This window comes from Bacillus sp. EKM501B, from assembly GCF_011800505.1.
GTDB lineage: Bacteria > Bacillota > Bacilli > Bacillales > Bacillaceae_G > Bacillus_A > Bacillus_A cereus.
Map to the genome: position 1 here is coordinate 62,696 of NZ_JAALFZ010000005.1, position 22,234 is coordinate 84,929.

The following is a 22,234-nucleotide window of genomic DNA, read 5'->3' on the forward strand; positions in this document are numbered from 1 at the left end:
CAGAAGATTACAGAGGGGAAGATTTAATTTTCAGAAAGTATTGAAAATAACTAAAATCCTTGATACAATTCAGTCAAATAATCTTGACCGAGTAATTCCATTTAAGGAGTTGATCATTTTGAAGCCCATGTTAACACTCACTACTTATAGCCAACTAAAAGCAATAAGCGATCCACTACGTGTCGAAATGATGATGCGTCTATGCGAACGTCCTTATACAGGACAATTACTATCTGAGAAATTCGGCATTCCAAGGGCGAAAATTCATTATCATTTAAAAGAATTAGAAAAGAATGGTTTTATAGAGATTGTTTATACAGAAGAAAAGAATGGCATCATTCAAAAGTTCTATCAATCTGTCGCTAGAGGCTTCACCCCTGCTGCAGACCTATTACCTCATTTAGAAATGTTAAGCGAATCAGGTCGCCAAATCTTTTTACAAATGGCAGAAACAACGAAAAACCATATTCTCGCTGCTCCTGAAGAAGCTTTTATATTACGAAAAGAAAGCGAAGACCCGGCTGAGTGGAATTACGTTTCATCTTGCTGGGAGTTTGATGCTACGCCGGAACAATTTCAAGTGTGGGTAAAAAAGTTTCATGAATTGATGGCTGAATTAAATGATATCGCAAAAGATGCGGATAAAGATCCAAATAGTAAATCTTATTACATTTCTACTACTGCACTACAAATCGACGAACGAGCAATGCAGCGATTTGTGAAAAAAGAAGAAAAATCGTAATACGATTTTTTTTACACTAACGGTCAAATTTATTTTACCGAATAAATTTATTATAAAGGAGTAGATTAAATGGACATATTGAAAAACCGGAATTTCCTCTTATTATTTTTAGGGAGAATTTTTACAAACATAGGAGATAGTTTGTATTATGTAGCCGCGATGTGGCTCGTATATAAGCTAAGTGGTAATCCTTTTTATTCTGGATTGGCTGGTTTTCTTACATTATTACCCTCTGCACTTCAATTTCTTACTGGTCCATTCGTTGATAGATGGTCCATTAAAAACACCCTCGTCATTACACAAGTTCTGCAATGCATTCTTATTTTAATCATTCCTATTACACACTACTTCGATCTATTAACAGTCCAACTACTACTCATCATTATGCCAATCGTAGCCTTTATCGAACAATTCGCCTATCCCGCACAATCGAAAGCTTTACCACTTCTACTGCATAAAACACAATTATTAAAAGGAAACTCACTCTTCTCATTTGCGTATCAAGGTATTGACTTAATTTGTACGACGATTTCTGGCATATTAGTAGCACTACTTGGCGCCATTACTTTATATGTGATCGACTCTTTCACATTCGCGATTACTGCCCTTTTGTTCTTTTCATTGAAAATGCCAAAGCAAACCGAAACGGGCACATCACTTTCAACAAAACAATATTTCTCAGATTTAAAAGAAGGTTTTTCAATTGTCTTCCGTTCCTTAATGGGCGCATTCTTAATCGGTTCAGTTGTTGCTAATTTCTCAATCGGTATGACGATGGCGATACTCCCTTCTTTCGCTGATTCTTTAGGAGGCGTGAAATCATATGGCTTCTTCTTAGCTGCTATATCAGCAGGTAGTCTCATCGGTGCATTATTCAGTTCATGGGTTGGCAAACGTAATGTTGGCCGCACTTCTATTATTAGCTTTGCGACTGGCGCTATCTTTTGGTTTCTCTCTACGATTGTACCGTTTCAATGGCTGTCTATTTTTTTATTCGGCCTAGCTTGGATCCCAATTGGTGCCACGAACATATTATTTGCGACAATTAGTCAAATTGTAATTCCAAATCAATATATCGGACGCATCAATTCAGTCATGCGAAGTATGGGCACAATTGCTATGCCATTCGGTTCTTTAATTGGCGGATACACCGCAAATGTATTTAGTAGCCAACTCATTTTTGCGCTCGCTAGCATCGGGATTTTCTTTATCTCTCTCGTATGGCTGCTTCATCCGAAATTACGGGCTTTGCCGAAAGCTGATGAGATTACAGCGGATACTTTTGGGGTTCGGTTTAAGGAAGAGCGTGGGAAAGGTGCGGCTTTATAGCAAACCAAACATAACCCCGTTCTAAATTGGGGACGGGGTTAAAAATATAGTTATTTCATTTTGGATGTAAAATAATTCACTAAAAATATAACAATAAAGTCGTTTGAATATCTAAATTTTATTCAACAATAGTACCAACTTATAACGGCAGTTAACGCTTTGATGGCCAAGCACCCTGCATTTTCCTTAATTGAATAATTTGTCCTGTATGATAAGCATCATGAAGCATGATATCCAGTAATTTCCCCTCTAGTGAATTTTGCTCAAGCTCTCTTTCGGAAATTGCACTTAATGCCTGTCTTAAATTACACTGAGCATTTTCAGAACGTTCAACGACTTTCTTCCATTCCATATCATCATTAGATTGCTTAGTAAGATAAAATGTGTCATTTCCGTCAAGATTATGTGTCCATTCACGGCCTTCCAAGTTTGCAGCAAGCCTCTCTTTGTAATAAATGAGATGATTAACGTTCTCCCAAATGGTATTCGTTTCCTCACCAGATGGTTTCCACATAGCCTGTTCGGCTGTAAGTCCTTCAATAGCATGTTTAAACGGTGCATACCAACTCTCTTTATCGAATGTTGAATCTAGTACGTTTAATAACACGTCAATTCGTTTCAAAGTAATTTCCTCCCTAAATAGTTACAGTTTCAATAAAATCCTTATAACTATGTAGAAATTCTACATTTCCAAACAAACTTCCTCCTGATTTCACTCCACAAACTCGTCCGAGTATGTAATGAAAATGACTCACATTTTTTCACTTTACACGTATACTAGAGACCAAAAAAAAAGAGGCCGTTCCGAAACAGCCTCTTTCTTTCCATCTATTTCGGAAGCTCCACCCGAACGGTCGTTCCTTCCCCCTTCGTACTATACACCGAAACGTTTCCATGATGCAGTTCAACAATCTTCTGCACAATCGACAATCCTAAACCGCTACCTTCTACGTTTCTCGTCCTTGCTGTATCTACTTTGTAAAAACGGTCAAAAATACGATCCATTTCTTCTTTTTCCATACCGATTCCGTTGTCTGATATAGAAATAATGACACTAGACTCTAACTCTTCGACGAAAAACTCAATCGTTCCACCATCGTTTGAAAACTTAATGCTATTCGTGAAAATGTTACTCCAAACTTGATGAAGTAAGTTTTCATCACCTTTTATAGTGATATCTGGCACATTAAATTCAACGGCGATATCTTTTTCCCGCCATTTCCACTCAAGCATAAAAATGACGTCTTTAATTTGCTTCTGCAGATTGAATTCTCTTATTTGTAGAACCTTTTCCTCTTTATCTAATGAAGCGAGCGTAAGTAACTGTTTACATAAACTAGACATTCGCTTACTTTCACCCTCAATAATTTGTAAGTAATGATTTCTTTCTTCCTCACTCATCTTTTCTGTTTGCAACGTCTTTGAAAAACCTTGTATGGAAGAAAGTGGCGACTGAAATTCATGTGAAACGTTCGAAACGAATTCTTGTCTCATTTCATCTAGTTCTTTAATACTCTTCGTCATCTTTTGGAAGCTTGTAGATAACGTTCCTATTTCATCTTTTCGTTTTACATCTAATTCAATTTCATATTCCCCACTCGCAATTTTTTGCGTAGCCTTCGTAAATTTACGGATTGGGCGAACGATGTAACCTGCTGCAATCGCTATAAAAATAATACTTAATAGTACGATAAACCCTAATAATACCGCTAGAAAAATTCTCATCTCGCCGAATTGTTGTTGAACGTCAGGGCGAATGAATAAAGCGTACTGTTTATCACCGTGTTGTACTGGGACACCGACGCTATTAATTAATTCATTATCGAAAAAACCTGTAATAAAGAGGCGCGTTGGATAAGTAGAAACACCATTAAATGTCTCCCCCTGCAATACTTTATGAACGGTATCATCACTTATTGTCGTCTTACGAAACGCATTACCGATACGCTTTCCATTCTTTTGATCATCAACAATGTAAATCTCATACCCTAAATTTGCAATAGAATGCAAATACGTCTCTTGATTTTCTTCACTTTGCTTTTCATATAACGATTTAACTTCTTCCGCATACTTTAAAATCTTTTCACTGTTATATGGTTTTAACTTCACTTGATAATATACGTTCGTTAATAAAAAGCCGATAATACTACTAAGTAGCATAATGCCGACCGTCATAAATACAAATCTAGAATATAGTGATTTCATCTTATTTCAACTCCAACTTATACCCGAGGCCGCGCACTGTTGTAATTTGAAAATCATCCGTTCGTTTTGAGAAACGATCTCGCAGCCTTTTCACATGAACATCAACTGTTCGTTCATCTCCTTCAAAATCCATTCCCCATACTAATTCAATTAGCTCTTCTCTTGAAAATGTTCTTCCAGGATAACTAGCAAGTTGTGATAATAACTCAAATTCCTTTAAAGGAAGCAAAATTGTTTGACCGTTACACTTTACTTCTACACCTTTTCGATCAATTGTCGTTCCGTGCAACGTAATAATATCTGCACTCAGCATTTGATAACGTCGTAATAAAGCTTTCATACGGAAAATCACTTCAGCTGGTTCAAATGGTTTTACGATATAATCGTCCGTACCAGAAATGAATCCTTTTTCTTTATCAACTAACTGATCTTTCGCCGTTAATAAAATAACCGGTATATCATGATACTTCCGGATTTCTTCACATAACGTATAGCCATCAACGAACGGCATCATAATGTCTACGATCGCAAGATGAATATTTTCCTTCTCTAAAACGTCTTGCGCTACCTTTCCATCTTCTGCTTCAAAAACTTTAAACCCCTCTTTTTGTAAATGGTAATGCAACAACTCTCTAATATGCTTATCATCATCAGCTAATAAAATATGTATCATCTTCATTAAACCCTCTCTCGTTCATCCTTCTACATCACTACATTAAGAAACAATTGGATTTTTTGCAAGAAAAAGAAAAAGAATCTATTTTGAAAAAAGATTATTCAAAATAGATTCTTACGTTTTAGTATTAAGATTATTTTAATCAAAAACAATTTCTAAGCCTTCGAAATATCAACAAATCCTTCTCCGAACACATCACGAACATCGTGTATAGCGATGAACGCCGCCGGATCCGTAGTTTGAACAATCCGCTTTAGCTTCACTACTTCTTGCTTATTAATAACAACATAAAGAATTTCCTTCGGCGTTTTCGTGTAATAGCCATGACCTGAATACACGGTAACCCCTCTCCCCATTAAGGTTGTCACCTTCCCGGCAATTTCATCTGGATTATCAGAAATAATCGTAATAGCCTTCTTCGGATTTAACCCTTCAATTACAAATTCCATCACTTTCGTTGCTACATATAGCATAATAATTGTTATCATCAGTTTTTCTGCACCAATGATGAAATAAGATGAAAATGCAACGATTAAATCGAAGAACAGTAGACCGTAGCTAATGCTCCAGCCTAAATATTTATGTGTCATCCTTGCTAAGATCGTAGTACCTGCAGTTGTTCCGCCAACGCGAATGATAAGACCAATACCACACCCGATAAATATTCCTCCGAAAATGGCATTTACAAGCATTTCATCCGAAGCAATCGTCCAGCCTTCTGTTAAATGAAGAAATAGCGAGTTAGTCACTACAGCGATAATCGTATAAATTGTTGTGATTTTATTTAAAAATTTATAACCGACTATTAACAAAATCGCATTTAAAATTAAGTTAACTAAACCTGGTGACCATTCAAATAAATAGTACGTAATAATCGTGATACCTGTTACCCCACCCTCACCAAACTCGTTCGGGATAACAAATAAATTGACACCTAAAGCAAAAAGAAATGCACCAATAATAATAAAAATAATGTCTGTCGTTCTTTTTTTCATACAGTACCTCACTTCTTATGTAAATATTTATTCTGTCATAAACTCTCACCATTATATCGTGGAATATTCAAATCGAACAGTGGTTTGTTTTTTATTTTAATATAGGATGATAAATCAACTTTATCCTATATCCACTTGTAATTAAGAAAGTAAAATAACTGTATTTATTATGTACTACAACTAAAGTTTTGATTTCACATGCAATTCATGCTAAAAATGAATAGGAACACGTACTCGCATTAACTTCGAGTACAAAACAAATAGGCGAAGCTATAGAATAGGCTTCGCATCAAACGTGTGCTCACAGAGATTTATATTCATAAATCTCTGATTTTTTCACTTATCTTTCTCCATATACTCTTTAATTTTTCGTTCTTCCCATTCTTTTCCGAATATCCCAAATGGAAAAGTTGTTAAACCGTGTATAACGATACCAATCCCCCAACCTCCAAGTGGATATAAAAACCATAATTTACTTGAATCAGAGCTTATATTTATGAAAAAAAGCATTAAGTTAACTAATATATAGACCGTTAAATGAATGTAAAACGCTTTTAAATTCTCCACTCTTTTTTTAGCTCGTAAATAATTCTCATCTCGCTCCATATATAAACACCTCTTTCATTATTGTATTTTTTAACTCGCTCTGATTTAAACATCATATTCTAGTCGGATATCCCTTATTCTCAAAAAATACAAAGCAAAAAAGTATCCAGCAAATGGTCATACACATCACCATTTGCTGGATACTACATGATACATTTGTTATTTACAGGATTTTAATTAAGACCAAATCCATACACCATCATTATTTTCAGCGTTCGTCTTTGCTTCATGAACTTTTTCAATATGGTCAACTGTGTTCCAGTTAATAGAACTTCCGCCCCACCCTACATACTTCATATCAATTTTCACTTTCTCACCCGCATTAAATACTTGTCCCTTTGTTAAGAAAACATCAATAATAGCTTTCTTCCCATTTAGCGATGGATACTCAACTACAACATATTTAGTAGCACCGTCTCCCTCATCTTCCATCGTTCCTACTTTTGATACTTCTCCAATTACATAATTAGGTGAGCCATCTTCTTTCATGTGCATACCTAACTTGTTTGTTGTATTTTCAACTGCAGTTGCAACCATATATTCTGTAAAATTACGCATCATAGATCCAGTAGCTTTTACTTCATCTCCTACTTTCACATTTGAAAGTGAATCAATATATACACTAACCGGTTCCTCATATTGCTTAGATTTTACAACAATTACACCGTTATCTACTTCTACTACTCGTCCTTCTAACGTCGAGAAATTCGATTCAATAGAAGCTGCACTCGCTTTTGTTACTTCTAGTCCTGGTAAATTTGTTCCTGATAATGCTGCGATCCCTAAAGCACCTGCTAAAATTAATTTTTTCATACCCATTATGAAACATCTCCATTCACGATGATTTTATTTTTTTGATTGGTATCGACCGACCTGTAATCATTATAGTTACAGGTAGTAAAAATAACAACCGTTTTCCTCATGCAATGTTGCATACTTTGATTTTCAAATATAAATCGGTTATTCCTATATTCAACACTAAGACTGAATTCTTGAATCCCAGCAGGTAAACGGATTGATGATGAAGAAACTAATGTCATACATCATGTTTTTCAATGATACAGTTTGTATAATCGTAGTCCATTACATTATGTAGGAGCGGAGTTAACATGTTAAAAAAACAAAGAGATTACAGCCAGGAGATACCGTGGCGACAGTAAGTCCTTCGTGGGGAGGAGCAGGTGATTCTGAAATAAGATAACGATATGACAGGACTCAAATAAATAAAAACACTCCTATAAGATATGACTGTGAATTGGTACTTTTCAAATGATATGAAGATTACTTATCTAATGATAAAGGGGGATTTACGTGTATGGACGTAACATTTACAGTAAGTAAATGGGATGAAAAACTAATTGATGATACTAGAAAAGATTTCCCTATTAATATTGCCCATGTTGAATATGATATTGATGGAGAATTAAAAGGAAAAGCTTTTGTTGAATACTTATTATATTATCTAGACTCAAATATAAATGATGGTCACTTGGCTACGGCTAAAATTTCTGGATTTTTACACTTTGAAGGAATTTATAAGGGGCAACAAGGGACATTCACAGCTATAGAGCAAGGAATATTTGATAAAGGAAATTTAGATTCCCCAGGAACAATTATTAAAGCTACCGGTAACTTAGAAAATCTGAGAGGGTCCTATAATTATCAGTTTACAGGTCAAACTAGTAAACTAATTTTAGAATTTGAACGTTAGCAAAATACCTTATAATTTAGTGGAAAGGACATTTCTTGTAATACTAGGAATGTCCTTTTTGTTGACGAGCTAGTACGTTATAATCTCCGCCAATTTTTGTAGGTAGTGTTGATGTTAATAGGCCTTGTACAACAAATCTCCCCTGCTCATCTTTAGATACTTCTGTAAATAAAACAACATCCTCTCTCGTAAAAGTTCTTTCAAAGGTAATTTTTTCGCCTACTTGCAATTTCATCGATCCCCCTCCTCAAAAACACTTGTAAAATAAGAAAAACCGAAACTCAAATCATTTCGGTTTTTCAAAACTATAGAAGTCAATATTTACTTTAAAGAATGAACAAACAACCCACTACGCAGTTTCGGTTCAAACCACGTTGATTTCGGCGGCATGACTTCTCCGGCATCTGCGATTGCTAATAAATCTTCCATAGATGTCGGATATAATGCGAATGCTGCTTTGTATTCGCCGCTGTTCACAAGGCGTTCTAGTTCTTCTAGCCCCCGTATTCCGCCAACAAAATCAATGCGTGAATCAGAACGCGGATCATGTATTTCAAGTACTTGGCTTAATAAATGATCTTGCAGGATAGATACATCTAAACCTCTAACAAGATCATTCGCATCAAATGTTTCTTCTTTCACAGTAAGCTTATACCACTTCTCATTTACATACATTCCAAATGCTTTTGGTTCATTTGGTTTATACGGAGAAACAGGTGCTTCTTCTACATAGAAGTATTGCTTGATTTGTTTTAAAAACTGTTCTTCTGATAAACCGTTTAAATCTTTCACAACTCGGTTATAGTCCCAAATCGATAATTCATCATGAGGGAATAGAACCGATAAGAAGAAATTAAATTCCTCTTCTCCTGTGTAATTTGGATATTGTTCTCTTCTCATAAGTCCTACTTTTGCAGCTGATGCAGAACGGTGATGCCCATCTGCAATATAAAGATTAGGAATATCTTCAAATGCGTTTACTAAAGTCGTAATTACATCTTCATCTGCAATCTTCCACGCAACATGCTTAACACCGTCTTCTGCTGTAAATGTATAAATTGGCGCATGCTCTTCTTTCCAGCTTCTAATTAAATGCTTTACTTCATCTTTTGTACGGTAAGTTAAAAATATCGGACCTGTATTTGCGTCACACACATCTACGTGGCGAATACGATCTAGTTCTTTTTCATGACGTGTTCTTTCATGTTTTTTAATTGTATCATCTTCATACTCATCAATAGATGTACAAACGACAAGGCCTGACTGCGTTCTTCCTTGCATCGTCAGTTCATAAATATATAGCGCTGGCTCTTCATCTTGTATGAACACTTCTTCTCGTATAAATTGCTTTAAATTGTCGCCCGCTTTTTCATACACGCGATCATCATACGGTGACAATTCAGGATCTAAATCAATTTCTGCTTTATCAACATGCAAGAAAGAATATGGATTCCCTTTTACAACTTCCCTTGCCTCTTCACTATTTAATACGTCATACGGTAAAGCTGCCACTTGTGCCGCTTTTTCCTCTACTGGACGAATGGCCCGAAACGGTCGTATTTTTGCCACATTCCTCTCTCCTTTACACAATCATTCGAACGGCTACAACACCTGTAATTTTGCTTATATTTTCTACAATATTCTCTTTTATTATATCATCAATTCCGTTATCGATATCAATCATTGTGTATGCCCAAGAATGTTTACTACGATTAATCATATCGGCAATATTAATATGATGTTCCGCTAAGCATCCTGTAATTTGCCCTACCATATTCGGGACGTTTTGATGCATAATTGTAATTCGTTTCTTTCCGATATACGGCAATTCTACGTTTGGATAATTTACTGAGTTACGAATATTTCCTGTCTCTAAATATTCACGTAATTGACGCGCCGCCATTACTGCACAATTTTCTTCCGATTCAGACGTTGATGCGCCAAGGTGAGGCGTCGCTGTTACATTTTTCATCTTTATTACATTTTCATTCGGGAAATCCGTTACGTAATGTGTAATAATATCTTCTTCTAATGCTGTTTGAAGAACCTTTTCATCTACAAGTTCTCCTCTAGAGAAATTAAATAGACGCATCCCTCTTTTCATCTTCTCTACAGCGTGTTCCCCAATGATCCCCTTCGTTTGATTCGTAAGAGGAATATGCAGTGTAATATAATCACACGTTGCAAAAATTTCATCAAGGCTAAATGCTCTTTGCACATGTGTAGAAAGACGCCAAGCTGTTTCAACTGAAATATAAGGATCATATCCGATAACATCCATGCCTAACGCTAACGCATCGTTCGCAACTAAAGCACCGATTGCGCCAAGTCCGATAACACCTAGACGTTTCCCTGCAATTTCTGATCCAACAAATTGTTTTTTTCCTGATTCAACAAGCTGTGGTACTTCTTCACCCTCTAAGTTTTTCGTCCAACTTACACCATTAATAATGTTGCGTGAAGACATAATAAGACTGGCAATAATGAGTTCCTTTACAGCGTTTGCATTTGCCCCCGGCGTGTTAAATACTACAATTCCTTTTTCTGTACATCGCTCGACAGGAATATTATTTACACCAGCGCCAGCTCTTGCAATCGCCTTTAAGTCTTTTGAAAACTCTTCTTGATGTAAAGAGTAGCTACGAAGCAAAATTCCATCTGGATGATTGATTCTATCTCCTACTTCATAACGTTCTTCAGTAAAAACTTGCAAACCTTTTTCTGCAATTTGATTTAACGTTTGAACACGAAACATATCCCCATCTCCCTATCTATTCTCAAGCTCAAATTCCTTCATATAATCTACTAATCGTTTTACGCCGTGTGCTGGCATCGCATTGTAAATACTGGCACGCATACCGCCAACTGAGCGATGTCCTTTTAACGTAACAAGGCCGCGTTCCTTCGCTTTTTGTAAAAACTCATTGTTAAGTTCTTCTGACGGTGTTGTAAATGGAATGTTCATAAGTGATCGATACGCAGGATCAACTGGTGAAGTAAACAATTTAGATTCATCTAAAAAATGATAAATAAGTGAAGATTTCATTCTATTTTGTTCTTCAATCGCAGATACTCCGCCTTGCTCTTTCAACCACTCTAGTACAAGTTTTGTTACGTAAATACTAAAGGATGGCGGTGTATTATATAAGGAGTTATTTTTACTGTAAGTTTCATAATTTAACATTGTCGGACAAGAGCGATCTGCTCCCCCAATTAAATCTCTTTTTATAATAGCAATCGTTAAGCCCGCTGGTCCTAAATTTTTTTGTGCTCCCGCGTATATAAGACCAAACTTCGAAACATCATATTGTTCTGACAAAATATTTGAAGACATATCCGCAACGAGCGGCACTCTTTCTATATGTGGAATATCCACATATTTTGTCCCCTCAATTGTATTATTCGTTGTAATATGTACATAATCTAGTTTTTCATCGCTTAGTAAACCGTCCAGTTTAGGAATCGTAGTAAACTTCTCTTGCTCGGAAGAAGCAATCACTTGTACTTCCCCAACTTTTTCGGCTTCTTGCAGTGCCTTTTTAGACCATGAGCCAGTTAGTACGTATCCAGCTTTTTTATACGTATTCATTAAGTTCAGTGGTATCATAGAAAATTGTAATGACGCACCGCCTTGTAAAAATAAAACATCATACTCATCAGGGATGCTCATTAATTCACGAAGTAAGTTACTCGCTTCCTCTATAATACTTTGAAAATAAGAAGATCGATGACTCATTTCCATAATAGACATGCCTGTCCCGTTATAATTTACAAGCTCCTTTTGCACTTTCTCTAAAACTGGCAAAGGGAGTATTGATGGTCCTGCTGAAAAATTATAGACTCTCTCCATTACCCTCATAACCTCCCCTATTTCTCATTTTTATTAATTTTTAAACTTTCTGAATTATAACCCAAAATATAATACGTGGTCAATTTGTTTTCTATTATTACGGCGCAAGACGCAATGGAATCGCTTGCATGTGCAAACTATTTTTATAAACATACAAAAAAGTGTTAAGTACATAATCGTACTTAACACTCTAGTAATAAAGTATAATTGCTAATTGTCCGTGAAGAACCGATCAAAAATTTGATAAATAGCAGAAAGACCAATGAGCCAATAAATAGTGTCCACAAGCGCCGGCATAGAACCAAACCATTTCTCAACTACATTGTAATCTAACGCTACAAACAACCAATTCAAACCGCCGAGAATCACCAAAATTACTGTAAGGTAAGACAAAAATTTCATTATGATTGCCCCCTAGGTGATAAGATGGTGAAAGGCCTTTCACTAGAAATATATGTAGTAAACTTCAAAACTTACCTATTTTATAAAAATTATTTTCGGTACCACCCGTTAATAACTGTCTCTGCTTCTTTACTATGTATTTGATACGCATGTGTACTATCATTAGAGCCAATAAACCAAATTGAAAAACCTTTAAAATATGGTTTCGGTTCTAATACATCTCGGTAAGCACGCCATCCATTTAATTGTACATCTTTCGAAAACACATTTGAAACATCTGGATTCCATGGATTTTGTAATCCAAGTTCACGTGCTGGAACGTTAAATCCACCGAAGTAAACTGGCTTTCCTGTTGCATTATGTAATTGTTCCAATTGCTGAACAACATTTTGCCCACGATTATATACTGTCGTCGCAAATAAACTTTGCTTCACTTCTTCATATGACGGATTTCTTTTTCCAGAAACTTCAAACCAACTATCGATACTAACAATATCTACCTTCTTTAAATACGGACGGTTTATTTTCTCTATAAACTTCTCTTCATAAGAAGGATCCCAGCTTGCTGTTAACCACCAGTTCATTTGATACAAAATATTTCCTTTATACTGATTACGAACAAAATCAATTGTATCGCTCCAGTATCCTTCTGCATACTCCATATTCACGAAATTAGAAGCAATCTTTAGTCCATACACATTGTATTTACTTGTAATGGAATTAAAAATATCTTGCAGAATAACCGTCTTCCAATTCCAGAAGAAATCATTAATGTTACTTGGGTTCCATTCTGTCTCTCCAACATTCCCCTGCTGAATATATGGGAACGGTTCCACTATAACTTGAATATTACGCTTTAATAATTCTTGAATTAAAATAATAGCTTGTTGCTTTTGCGCTTGATTAATTACCATGTTAGTAGAAGTCACATTTGGGATATCTACTTGAATCGGTACATTTACTGTATTTAAATTTAAGCGCTCCACATCCGCTAATACTTTCGCTACATTTCCAACTTCCCATACTGTTACGTTTCCTGATTTGATTTTTCCAGATTGAACAGTATTTACATCTGCCTGTACATTTCCTTGAAAACAAAAAGAAAACAACATAATAAACACTCCTAAAAAACTTATTAAACTCTTATTTTTCTTCACAACTTTCCCCCTATAATTTTTGCCTTTCTTGATTATTTTATACAACGTTTCACATTTATTCCAGAAAAAAATGAAGTGCCGTTCAACTATATTCATATAAATCTTCTAAAAATAGTAGGGAAAATAAAAAAGGAGCAGATTTCCGCTCCTTTTTATCCTTTTACGATTGAAATTATTGAATCCCTTCTGGTAACTTAATTGAATCAAACTTTTCATATGAATCAATCTTTATACTCACAACTGCATCCAATTTTTCCTTATCTGTACTAGCTTTTTTATCTGAGTTACTTTCACTCACTTTTATAGTTGTTCGCATCTCTTCAAATTTATAATCTTTTGTTATTATATATTCAATGTTAAACGCATCCATATTAAATCCTTCCGTTAATTTTTTCATATCTCCATTAATTTTTTGTAACGTATCTACCGCTTCTTTTCCCTTTAATTCAAGTGTAAGTTTATATGTGTCTCCATCTTTCTTTGCTTTCATTTTCTTAGCCAAAGCTTCCGGTAAATCTAACTCATTAAGTAAATTTTTACTGACCATTACATCATTTACATTAAATTGATTATTAGGTATCGTAACTAACTCTCCTGTATCAGGGTTTTTCACTTGAGCAGCGACCTTTCCATCTACTTCATACGTTACAATATCTGTACCACTTATTTTCATTTCAGCTCTAGAATTCTTCAGTTTCGGCTCCATTTGTATTTTCATTTTAATTTCTTCTGATTGGCCGCTCCCCTTCATTGACATAAGAGATGTCAATGTAAGATATTCCTCTTGTTTTAATCCGTCAGCTGCTTTTTTAAAAATATCTTTCGCTACTAACTCTTTTTCTTTTTTTACAGATACTGTTTTAGGTCCACTTGTTTTTTCACTGCTACAACCAGTTGTTAAACCTACTATTAGCGCCAAACTAGATATTACAACCATTTTCTTCATACTGATTCTCCCCATTTCCCACTTAAAAATATTTTCATCCCATGTATAGTAAATCAACTGAAATAAATATATATACAATAATTATTTAACCTCTAAACGAAACCAGTTATTCAATCCGTATACTAATGTAACTAAAGCTCCTATCACACCAAAAACAACAATATTTACACCAATTGACGAACCAAATAAAACAGCCATCATTGACACCATCAGTAATAGCATAGCAATACTATTTATCTTAATTTCTACTACATCGCCATCCTTTACTTTCTTTTCTTTACTTCCAAAAAAGAATTGTTTTACTTTAATATTCGCTTCATCTAATTCAAAAGGAAGCGTATATTCTTCGTTATTCTCAAGTTTCATTACTACTTCGTTATCTACCTTTACAGCAACTCTTGCTGCTCCTCCCATTACCCCTGTTGCTCTTATTACTTTAATACTCATGCTAAATCTCCTCTCCCCCTATGACTTCTCCATGTCATTCATTTTTGTAATTCTTCTCTTATGAAATCCTTGAATGTAAAACAAAAAATGTATTTGTATGACATCGAAATCTTTTACGCTATACACCCATTTCTCGTTAAACAAAATATTCCAACAGAAATTATAACAAGTTCCTGCAAATTTTTTTGTCAAATTTTGTCGCGTTTACAAAAAAAGAGACTCTTACATATAGTAAAAGTCTTTTCTATCATTACCGTGGCTGTAACGTTAACATTTTCCCTTCTATTCCCGCTGTATTCAGTGTAGTCGTATGATAAATCATCTATTTGATCATGATACCAATCCCTTCTAAAAGGATAAAAATCCTCTTCCCCCTAATTCGCTTCTATTATGAAAGAACCTTTTGAAACATTGAAAAACCCCCTTCATTTTCCTACCAATGAAGGGGGTTTTTCTTATCGTTCGCTACGCCAACTTTCATTATGCCCAAGATTTGAATCTGTCGCTACTTGCACATCATATAACATTTCACTAAAGAAGCGTTTATCTACTTCTTTTGGTACAATGCGTCTTTCATCATCAATCTCATCGTATTCATATGAACCACGATTCACTGTACCTGCTTTATAAAATTGAATGTCAAATACACATACATCTTCTTCATCTTCATAACCAATCGGCGCTCCGCTAAATGACAATTGCACGCCTAATCCGGTACGAGTATCTTCTTTGTAAAATGTATAATACACACCGCCATCTTGAACAGACCCACGGATCCATCCAAGCTTCGTCATCTTACCGAATAACGAACGACCATTTAGTAAAATACCGCCAAATCTCTCAATAGCACTCTCATCATTCTCTTCTACTACAAACACTGGACGCTCAATTTGTAGGAACGGCTGAACAATTCCCGCACTTTCTAATTGCTCTTTCCATAATTCCTTCTCCGCCCCAGACAATTCTAACGGATGAACGAAACCAATAACAGTGCCAGATGAAAGTTCATAACTCTTCCCGTCAATTGTACAGAACACGCCACCTTTTGCATAACGGAATGCCTTCAGCAACTTCCCTTCCTTATACTCACCCCAAATGAGTGAAATAGAAAATTGCTTCATAATTGGATTATCCATAAATACAGACTTCCATGCATTATGTGACCAATAACGCTTTAATGAAAGTGCCGTTTCCAATCGTTGTTTTTGCATGGAAAGAGTATTTCGGAGTTCCTTCTTTAAAGAGGCTAATTCTTTTTTAGCCTCTTCAGCCTTTTCTACATCATCTTTTGCATTCGGCTTTGGAAGTGACTTCATACGTTTTCCTTCTTCTGTCTCTAATTCAATTTTTGACTCTGTAGTTAAAATGGCAGTAAAACTTCGATTCCCGAAATCAATTATTTTTTCACCATGTATAGTAAAGCCGAGGTCCGGCACCAATTGATCTTCCAGCTCTTCCTCTGTTATACCACGTGTTTTCGCAGCAAGACTTAGCGCTTCTTTTGCTGCATTACGTACTTGCTTATGTTTATATTTAAATGCTATTGCATGAATAGACATAAGTGCAAGCTTAGATGAAGACAAACCTAAAGCACGAACGGCATCCGCTGCTATCTTTCCTCTCATTTGAAGCACCCATTCATCAATTTGCTTTATAAGTATGTCGACCATTTTGTCGTCACTATACATTCCGTATAACGAAAGAATTCCACGTTTCTTCACATCTGCGTCTTGAGAAATCCATATTTGATATATTGTTTGCACATATTCTTTTAAGTCCTCTTCATTTAAAGCTCTACCAATTACTTCTGCTGTTTCTTTCTTCTCAATAACAGCATCTGAAATATACTGTTGTAAATAGGCTAACGGAATTGCAGCATCAGCAATTTCATCAGAGTCACGTAAACGGATTTGTGGCTCACCCCCAATCAATTGCAGAAGTGAATTTCTTGTTTGTTCAGTTAAAATACGTGCACATAGCTCTTCTATCTTTTCTTCCTCCGTTTGAAATAAAAACGAGAATTTTCCTGCGAAAGATTCATTTTTACTTTCTTGCAAAGCTTCCTGTACAAGTTTCGTATATTTTTCAAGCTTATACTCTATAAGTATTTTCATCACATTTTCACGAACAATTTTCTTTTTATTATGAAGTTCAACTGCTACATCTGCTGCAGCTTCTACATCTTTTGAAAGCAGTTTAACTACAGACTCACGCATTTTTTTAGATGAATCTCCTAAGCTTTTAATTAAAATTGGACGTATTTTAATCATGTTATCCTTTGCTAACTCTTCTAAAATATATGCTTTGGCCACAGCAGAATACTCATCAAATCGTTCAATGATGTACGCTTGTTCTTTTACAATTACACAAACAAGCGCTTCCTTCGCCTTATTTCGCTCTTCACTGTAGCATGCAGCTTCTTCAACTGCATAAGCGATAAGCTTTTCCTTACTTAACCCATACGAAAGCAGATCTTCTAATACTTGTTTCGGTTCTACTCCTCTGACAGAACATTCGTAAAGAAGTTCGTATAAATTAACACTATCTTCATCTCCAAACTGTAGTGTAAGTACAGCTTCCCTCTTCGCTACATCATCTATATCCCAAAGAAGCGCAACCTCTAACACCGGCATACCCCAATACATACTTCTATATTTCGGATTTTTAAGTATTTGCTCCATATCCTCAAGTGACAATTTCCCTAGTAAATAATCACGATATGTATTCCGCACTGTAGACAATTTAATTTGCAAAGCAGCAACAAAAAATTCTTCTCGCATTTTCCCTCTATTTAGCTCATATCCTTTTTCAGCTAGCGTTCGTGCGACGATGAGATAATTCATTCTACTTACATATTGCAAAGTACATTGAATAAATTCAGGATTTTCCTCCAACATAAAGCATAGCAATTCATATTCATACGTCTTACAAAAATCCTCACTATTCAAATCATGTTGCCTTAGACGATGCGCAAAAAATCGTTCCTTAGAAATCCAAAACTGTGTACAAAAACTTTGAATTTCTTCATATGTTTCTCTATTTACACTACCATTTTTTTTGTAGTTTTGAGACTGACCGAGAGTGTGACACATATAACGTGTTGCATAGTTTATAAAACCCCAAACATTTTTCTTCGCCAATATTTCAATATATCGCCTCGCAACATTCGAATATTTATGAACACAAAATAATAGCCGCCAAATATGTTCCGGTAAATTCCCACCTATAAATACTTCACTATCATCTTTACCTTTTAAATACCGTTTAACTGCTTCAACCTTTTCCTTTTCCCCTAGCAGTTTCAATATAAATTCTGTATGTTCTTCTAACCTCTCATTCAATAAAGAACTATATGTACGAAACTTTTCATAATCTACATCAAACATTACAAGAAGTAATGTTACTTGCTGGTTAGTTGGTAAAGTATGTAATTGTCCCTCTATATAGTTCGGATTCTCTCTTGTTAACTCTCTAAGAAAAACATCTGCTTCATTCACATAACTTGAAATACTGGATAAATATTTACATGCGATTGCTACAAGTTTGTCCAAAGGAAGTGCACTTTTTTCTAAATAAATCTTCATTTTAGAAAAACTGACATGCGCAAAACGGACTACAAGAACATTTAATAATTGCTCCTCGAGTATATGGTAAAATAATCGAAAAAAATCCGGATCTTGTTTATGCACTTTCCTAAAATCGTTTATAAATCGCTCCGCAAAATCGCTTCTTTTTTGATCACGAATTGTCGTTAGTTGAATATCTTTTAAAATCTCTTCTTCTTTTGTCTGTAAATATCGTTGTGATAATTGTTTCTGTTCTTCTGTCATATTAATATATTGAAACAACTCAGATGTACTAGTAGTCAAACTTTGTACCCCCCGCATCTTTTTATCTATTATAAAATACCCTTATTTAATGGTAGTATAGCATAAATCCCACAAAAACGAACATACATTCTATGTCAGGTTAATGTAAATTAAAATACACTACTCAAAATACATTTCCTTCTCTCTAAACTTCCCATTACGCACTTCTCCCCACTAAAATCCTTTAATTTTTCACTACACCAATTCCTCAAAATCCCCTTCACATAAGCTAACGTTTTCTTATTATTTTCAAACGCAATTTTAAGTGCCTCTAACACTTTCTCTCCAGAAAGTCTTTGTATCCAATTCTTCAATTCCTTCACAATATATGGGGATAAACTACTAATATTTTGTTCATAAAACTTATAAACTTCACTATTTGGAACGTCCTCTTCTATGGTTTCCACCTCTATCTCTTCCGCTTCTTCTTTCTCTTCAATAACTACTTGTGAACTACTATTATCCTCTTCTTTTGGCATACCAAAATGCTGCAGTACTAATGGAATCTTGTATTCTTCTTCAAGGCATTTACGTAAAAATATATGTATGAACTTATTACTTTTTATAGTCTTTAACTCACGTAATACGCACTTCTCCACATTCGTATTTGAAATAGGGTTATAGTGTAACCAATTTATTATGAATACCTCTTTCGTTTCCGTATCATATAAAATCTTTCCATACTCAACAAACCTGTTTAGCAACTTCTCAACAGTCTCCATACTATAACCTGTTTCAAGCTCTGCCACACGCTTCGGTAATATGTAAATACCACATTGCTTTGTTTTCGTACCAGTTAACAAATATATGTAAAAATAACGCTCCTCTGGCGTTAAATCTAATATGAATTCATCTTGCCAAAAGTTCACCTGCACATTACGGTATACCGCCATATGTTTCCCTCCACTCTTTGCTAGTAAATAGGAAAATTTTAATCCTTCATTATAAAGATAGGCATGCGGGAATGGTTTTGGCATTCGAATTACAATTTTTTTACTACTACAACGCCGGTTTCATTTTTTCGCGCTTGTTTTGTTCTTGTAGTTGTTTTTGTTTTTGTTTTTTCTTAGTGATTTATTACTTGGTAGGGGCTTATAAGGGGCTTGGAAGGGCATTCTACATTACAATCTATGAAATACAATTTGTTCTTCCTACTAAATAGGAGCTATTCCAAATTATTATTTTGGATAGCTCCTTTCAAATTCTTCTTATTTTTTACTTCTACCAATGTCAGCTTCTACATACAATTTATTCTGCTATTTGCGGACAGTAAAACTCTCATTTCAAAATTCGGTGAATAAACTGCTCGATTGCAGTGCGAGTGGCCCTCACTGATTAAAGTTTCATTTTATTTTTGCATTGAATCTAACATCTTCACAATAAAGGCAGCTGCCTGGCCACGAGTTGCTGTACCTCGGGGATCAAACTCATTATTTCCAATACCATTAACTACCTTTAGACTGTATAATCGTTGAACCGATTCTTTGTATGTTATTAAATGCTTATCTGTAAATGGTAATGCTACTAACTCACCTGTAATTCCTTTATATCGTAATGCTTTGTCAATCATAATAGATACTTCTTCACGAGTAATTGGTGAGTTAGGATCAAAAATCCCTTCACCACGACCATTAATAATTCCTGCACTTGCACAACGTTTAATACCGTCATGAAGTGATGGATGTGCCTCATTAATATCTACAAATGACTTATTTCCCTCTGGTAGTTTAAGAGCATTCGAGATTAATTTCGCAAACTCCGCTCTCGTTACATTTCGATATGGCGCAAATACACCATTACCTTCGCCTTGCATAATACCTAGACTGTTTAATTTACGAATATGCTCTTCAAACCAGCCACCTGTAATATCATCTTTTGGTTTTTGTACTTCTTCCTTAGGCTTTTGTACTTCTTCCTTTGGTACATTGTAGTTAATTTTAATCCAGCTTGGGTCATAGAAAATCCATTCTCCATTACCTACTTTATACCAACCATTTTTAACCGCTAATACTTTGTAACGATCTCCGGTTGAAGCTTTACGTACAACACGATGTTCAATACCCGCATCACTACGTACATTGATGCCACTACCATTTACCACTAGTTCCATGCTAGGTTCAGCTGGATTATTTTCATTTGGATTAAATGAGTCATTTTTATCTTGTAAAGGCGTATCAATCTGCGCATTTATATTTGCATACCACTGAATTCCTTGTACGAAACCAGCCCAATTACCACGTGAAATTAAAATGTCAGGACATTTTTTCCCGCTCCATTGTTGATGCTTGTAAATATGATCTGCACCAATTCCTTCTTTGTTCATTAAATAACCTGCAAGTCGTTTTGCATTTTCTAAAGCTTTATTGTAATCACCATCTTGGTTAACCGCGATCTCGATACCGATAGACTCCCTGTTTCCTGATCCATCTCCATCTCCTGCATGCCAACCATTTTCGTTTGTTGGTAAGTGTTGATAAATTTGTTTATCGTCTACAGTAAAATGCCATGAAGCTGTTCGGAAAGTGCCTTCAGTTGCTTGCTTGTATAAATATTTCGCATGATTTTCAGCATTAGCACCAGCGGCTGTATTTGCGGTCTCATGAATTGTAATGTAACGTGCTTTCATCGGATTTGCAGGACGAATATCAGGATTTCCTGCTGGAACAATCCACTCCACAAATGGAACTCCTGCAAGTGTTCCATATTTCTTCGTACTCTGTGCACTATATTGAATACCTCTTGGCTTTGCAACAGGTTTCATTTGACGATCAGATCCATCATTTCGACCATCTACAGATTCAAATGCCTTTTCAATGTTTGAAATAGCTTCCTTTTCTGCTACTTGTCCCTTCTTAGCATTTTGCATTTTGTTTAATTCTTCTGTTTCATCATGTTTATGCTTATATTCTTCTAAAAGCATTTTTTCATTTTCAGATACTTCTGCTTCGTTAATTTGTACATGATTAGGAACTTCCAACTTGAAATTAGAATAATTTAATCCGCTCGTTCCGTGTTCTCCTTGGGCAATATTAAGTTGATCAGTTTGAGAGTTGTTTATCTCTTCTGCTGATGCTGATAAAGGTACGCTCCCTAAAATCACTAGACTTGTTGATAGTGCGATTACTTGTTGTTTGATTGTCTTATTCATTATTATAATAAATACATACACACTCCCACCGTGTATGTATCTCAACCTCCCTTTATTGTCACATTAATTTTTAAAAATATGAATCTACTATGTACTTCTATTATATTTTCTTTTTATTTATATATTTTAATTATTTTATACTCATTAAGAA

Annotated in this window: 19 protein-coding genes and 1 pseudogene; 3 read left to right on the forward strand and 17 right to left on the reverse strand. The window is 35.2% G+C overall.

The genetic code is table 11. The features are described from left to right. Window positions 1-118: 118 nt before the first annotated feature. Both HFD78_RS12885 and HFD78_RS12890 read left to right on the forward strand, forming a co-directional pair. Window positions 119-742 carry an ArsR/SmtB family transcription factor gene (locus HFD78_RS12885; RefSeq protein ID WP_000803871.1) on the forward strand — a complete coding sequence of 208 codons (624 nt, stop codon included), beginning with the start codon at window positions 119-121 and terminating at the stop codon, window positions 740-742. 69 nt (window positions 743-811) lie between these two features. Next, entirely contained in the window at window positions 812-2,071 is a 1,260-nt protein-coding gene (locus HFD78_RS12890) for an MFS transporter (protein ID WP_087948644.1), read from the forward strand. A gap of 151 nt (window positions 2,072-2,222) precedes the next feature. Here the strand turns inward: HFD78_RS12890 and HFD78_RS12895 are convergent, their stop codons facing one another. The 6 genes from HFD78_RS12895 to HFD78_RS12920 form a co-directional block, all read right to left on the reverse strand. Then, window positions 2,223-2,693, reverse strand: coding sequence for a DinB family protein (locus tag HFD78_RS12895; RefSeq protein WP_000821015.1), 471 nt, complete (start codon window positions 2,691-2,693; stop codon window positions 2,223-2,225). A gap of 206 nt (window positions 2,694-2,899) precedes the next feature. Next, the gene (locus tag HFD78_RS12900; RefSeq protein ID WP_098005363.1) at window positions 2,900-4,276 is read right to left on the reverse strand and encodes a sensor histidine kinase; all 1,377 of its coding nucleotides are present in this window, start codon (window positions 4,274-4,276) and stop codon (window positions 2,900-2,902) included. Window position 4,277: 1 nt separating this feature from the next. Further along, complete coding sequence (locus tag HFD78_RS12905; protein ID WP_000781961.1) at window positions 4,278-4,955, reverse strand: response regulator transcription factor; 678 nt, start codon at window positions 4,953-4,955, stop codon at window positions 4,278-4,280. Between the two features lie 152 nt (window positions 4,956-5,107). Beyond that, entirely contained in the window at window positions 5,108-5,947 is an 840-nt protein-coding gene (locus tag HFD78_RS12910; protein WP_000747492.1) for a YitT family protein, read from the reverse strand. 336 nt (window positions 5,948-6,283) lie between these two features. After that, window positions 6,284-6,553 (reverse strand): 2TM domain-containing protein, encoded by a 270-nt coding sequence (locus HFD78_RS12915; protein ID WP_000438994.1) that lies wholly within the window; start codon window positions 6,551-6,553, stop codon window positions 6,284-6,286. Window positions 6,554-6,730: 177 nt separating this feature from the next. Further along, window positions 6,731-7,372: a F0F1 ATP synthase subunit alpha gene (locus tag HFD78_RS12920; RefSeq protein ID WP_000525525.1), complete on the reverse strand. Its 642-nt coding sequence runs from the start codon at window positions 7,370-7,372 to the stop codon at window positions 6,731-6,733. Between the two features lie 496 nt (window positions 7,373-7,868). On the opposite strand from HFD78_RS12920, the gene HFD78_RS12925 reads away from it, so the two are divergent. Further along, window positions 7,869-8,264, forward strand: a complete 396-nt coding sequence (locus tag HFD78_RS12925; RefSeq protein WP_000383503.1) for a DUF3224 domain-containing protein — start codon at window positions 7,869-7,871, stop codon at window positions 8,262-8,264. A 61-nt stretch (window positions 8,265-8,325) separates the two neighbouring features. Here HFD78_RS12925 and HFD78_RS12930 read toward each other — a convergent pair. The 11 genes and pseudogenes from HFD78_RS12930 to HFD78_RS12980 form a co-directional block, all read right to left on the reverse strand. Further along, a pseudogene (locus tag HFD78_RS12930) lies at window positions 8,326-8,499 on the reverse strand (hotdog family protein); the annotation flags it as partial. A gap of 86 nt (window positions 8,500-8,585) precedes the next feature. Further along, window positions 8,586-9,833: a DUF1015 domain-containing protein gene (locus HFD78_RS12935; RefSeq protein ID WP_001063069.1), complete on the reverse strand. Its 1,248-nt coding sequence runs from the start codon at window positions 9,831-9,833 to the stop codon at window positions 8,586-8,588. Between the two features lie 13 nt (window positions 9,834-9,846). Beyond that, window positions 9,847-11,019 (reverse strand): 3-phosphoglycerate dehydrogenase family protein, encoded by a 1,173-nt coding sequence (locus HFD78_RS12940; protein WP_000490230.1) that lies wholly within the window; start codon window positions 11,017-11,019, stop codon window positions 9,847-9,849. A gap of 12 nt (window positions 11,020-11,031) precedes the next feature. Further along, entirely contained in the window at window positions 11,032-12,114 is a 1,083-nt protein-coding gene (gene serC / locus HFD78_RS12945) for a 3-phosphoserine/phosphohydroxythreonine transaminase (RefSeq protein ID WP_000442937.1), read from the reverse strand. A gap of 210 nt (window positions 12,115-12,324) precedes the next feature. Next, window positions 12,325-12,516 (reverse strand): DUF378 domain-containing protein, encoded by a 192-nt coding sequence (locus tag HFD78_RS12950; protein WP_000670803.1) that lies wholly within the window; start codon window positions 12,514-12,516, stop codon window positions 12,325-12,327. A gap of 89 nt (window positions 12,517-12,605) precedes the next feature. Next, window positions 12,606-13,673, reverse strand: a complete 1,068-nt coding sequence (locus tag HFD78_RS12955; RefSeq protein ID WP_000739760.1) for a glycoside hydrolase family 113 — start codon at window positions 13,671-13,673, stop codon at window positions 12,606-12,608. 172 nt (window positions 13,674-13,845) lie between these two features. Further along, window positions 13,846-14,619, reverse strand: a complete 774-nt coding sequence (locus HFD78_RS12960) for a DUF6612 family protein (protein ID WP_000738993.1) — start codon at window positions 14,617-14,619, stop codon at window positions 13,846-13,848. An 81-nt stretch (window positions 14,620-14,700) separates the two neighbouring features. Beyond that, window positions 14,701-15,066: a hypothetical protein gene (locus HFD78_RS12965; protein WP_000025027.1), complete on the reverse strand. Its 366-nt coding sequence runs from the start codon at window positions 15,064-15,066 to the stop codon at window positions 14,701-14,703. A gap of 455 nt (window positions 15,067-15,521) precedes the next feature. Then, complete coding sequence (locus HFD78_RS12970) at window positions 15,522-18,935, reverse strand: DUF4132 domain-containing protein (RefSeq protein ID WP_000213794.1); 3,414 nt, start codon at window positions 18,933-18,935, stop codon at window positions 15,522-15,524. Window positions 18,936-19,045: 110 nt separating this feature from the next. Continuing rightward, window positions 19,046-19,828 (reverse strand): DnaD domain-containing protein, encoded by a 783-nt coding sequence (locus HFD78_RS12975; protein ID WP_000312095.1) that lies wholly within the window; start codon window positions 19,826-19,828, stop codon window positions 19,046-19,048. Between the two features lie 455 nt (window positions 19,829-20,283). Then, the gene (locus HFD78_RS12980; protein ID WP_033668309.1) at window positions 20,284-22,083 is read right to left on the reverse strand and encodes an S-layer homology domain-containing protein; all 1,800 of its coding nucleotides are present in this window, start codon (window positions 22,081-22,083) and stop codon (window positions 20,284-20,286) included. Window positions 22,084-22,234: the final 151 nt, after the last annotated feature.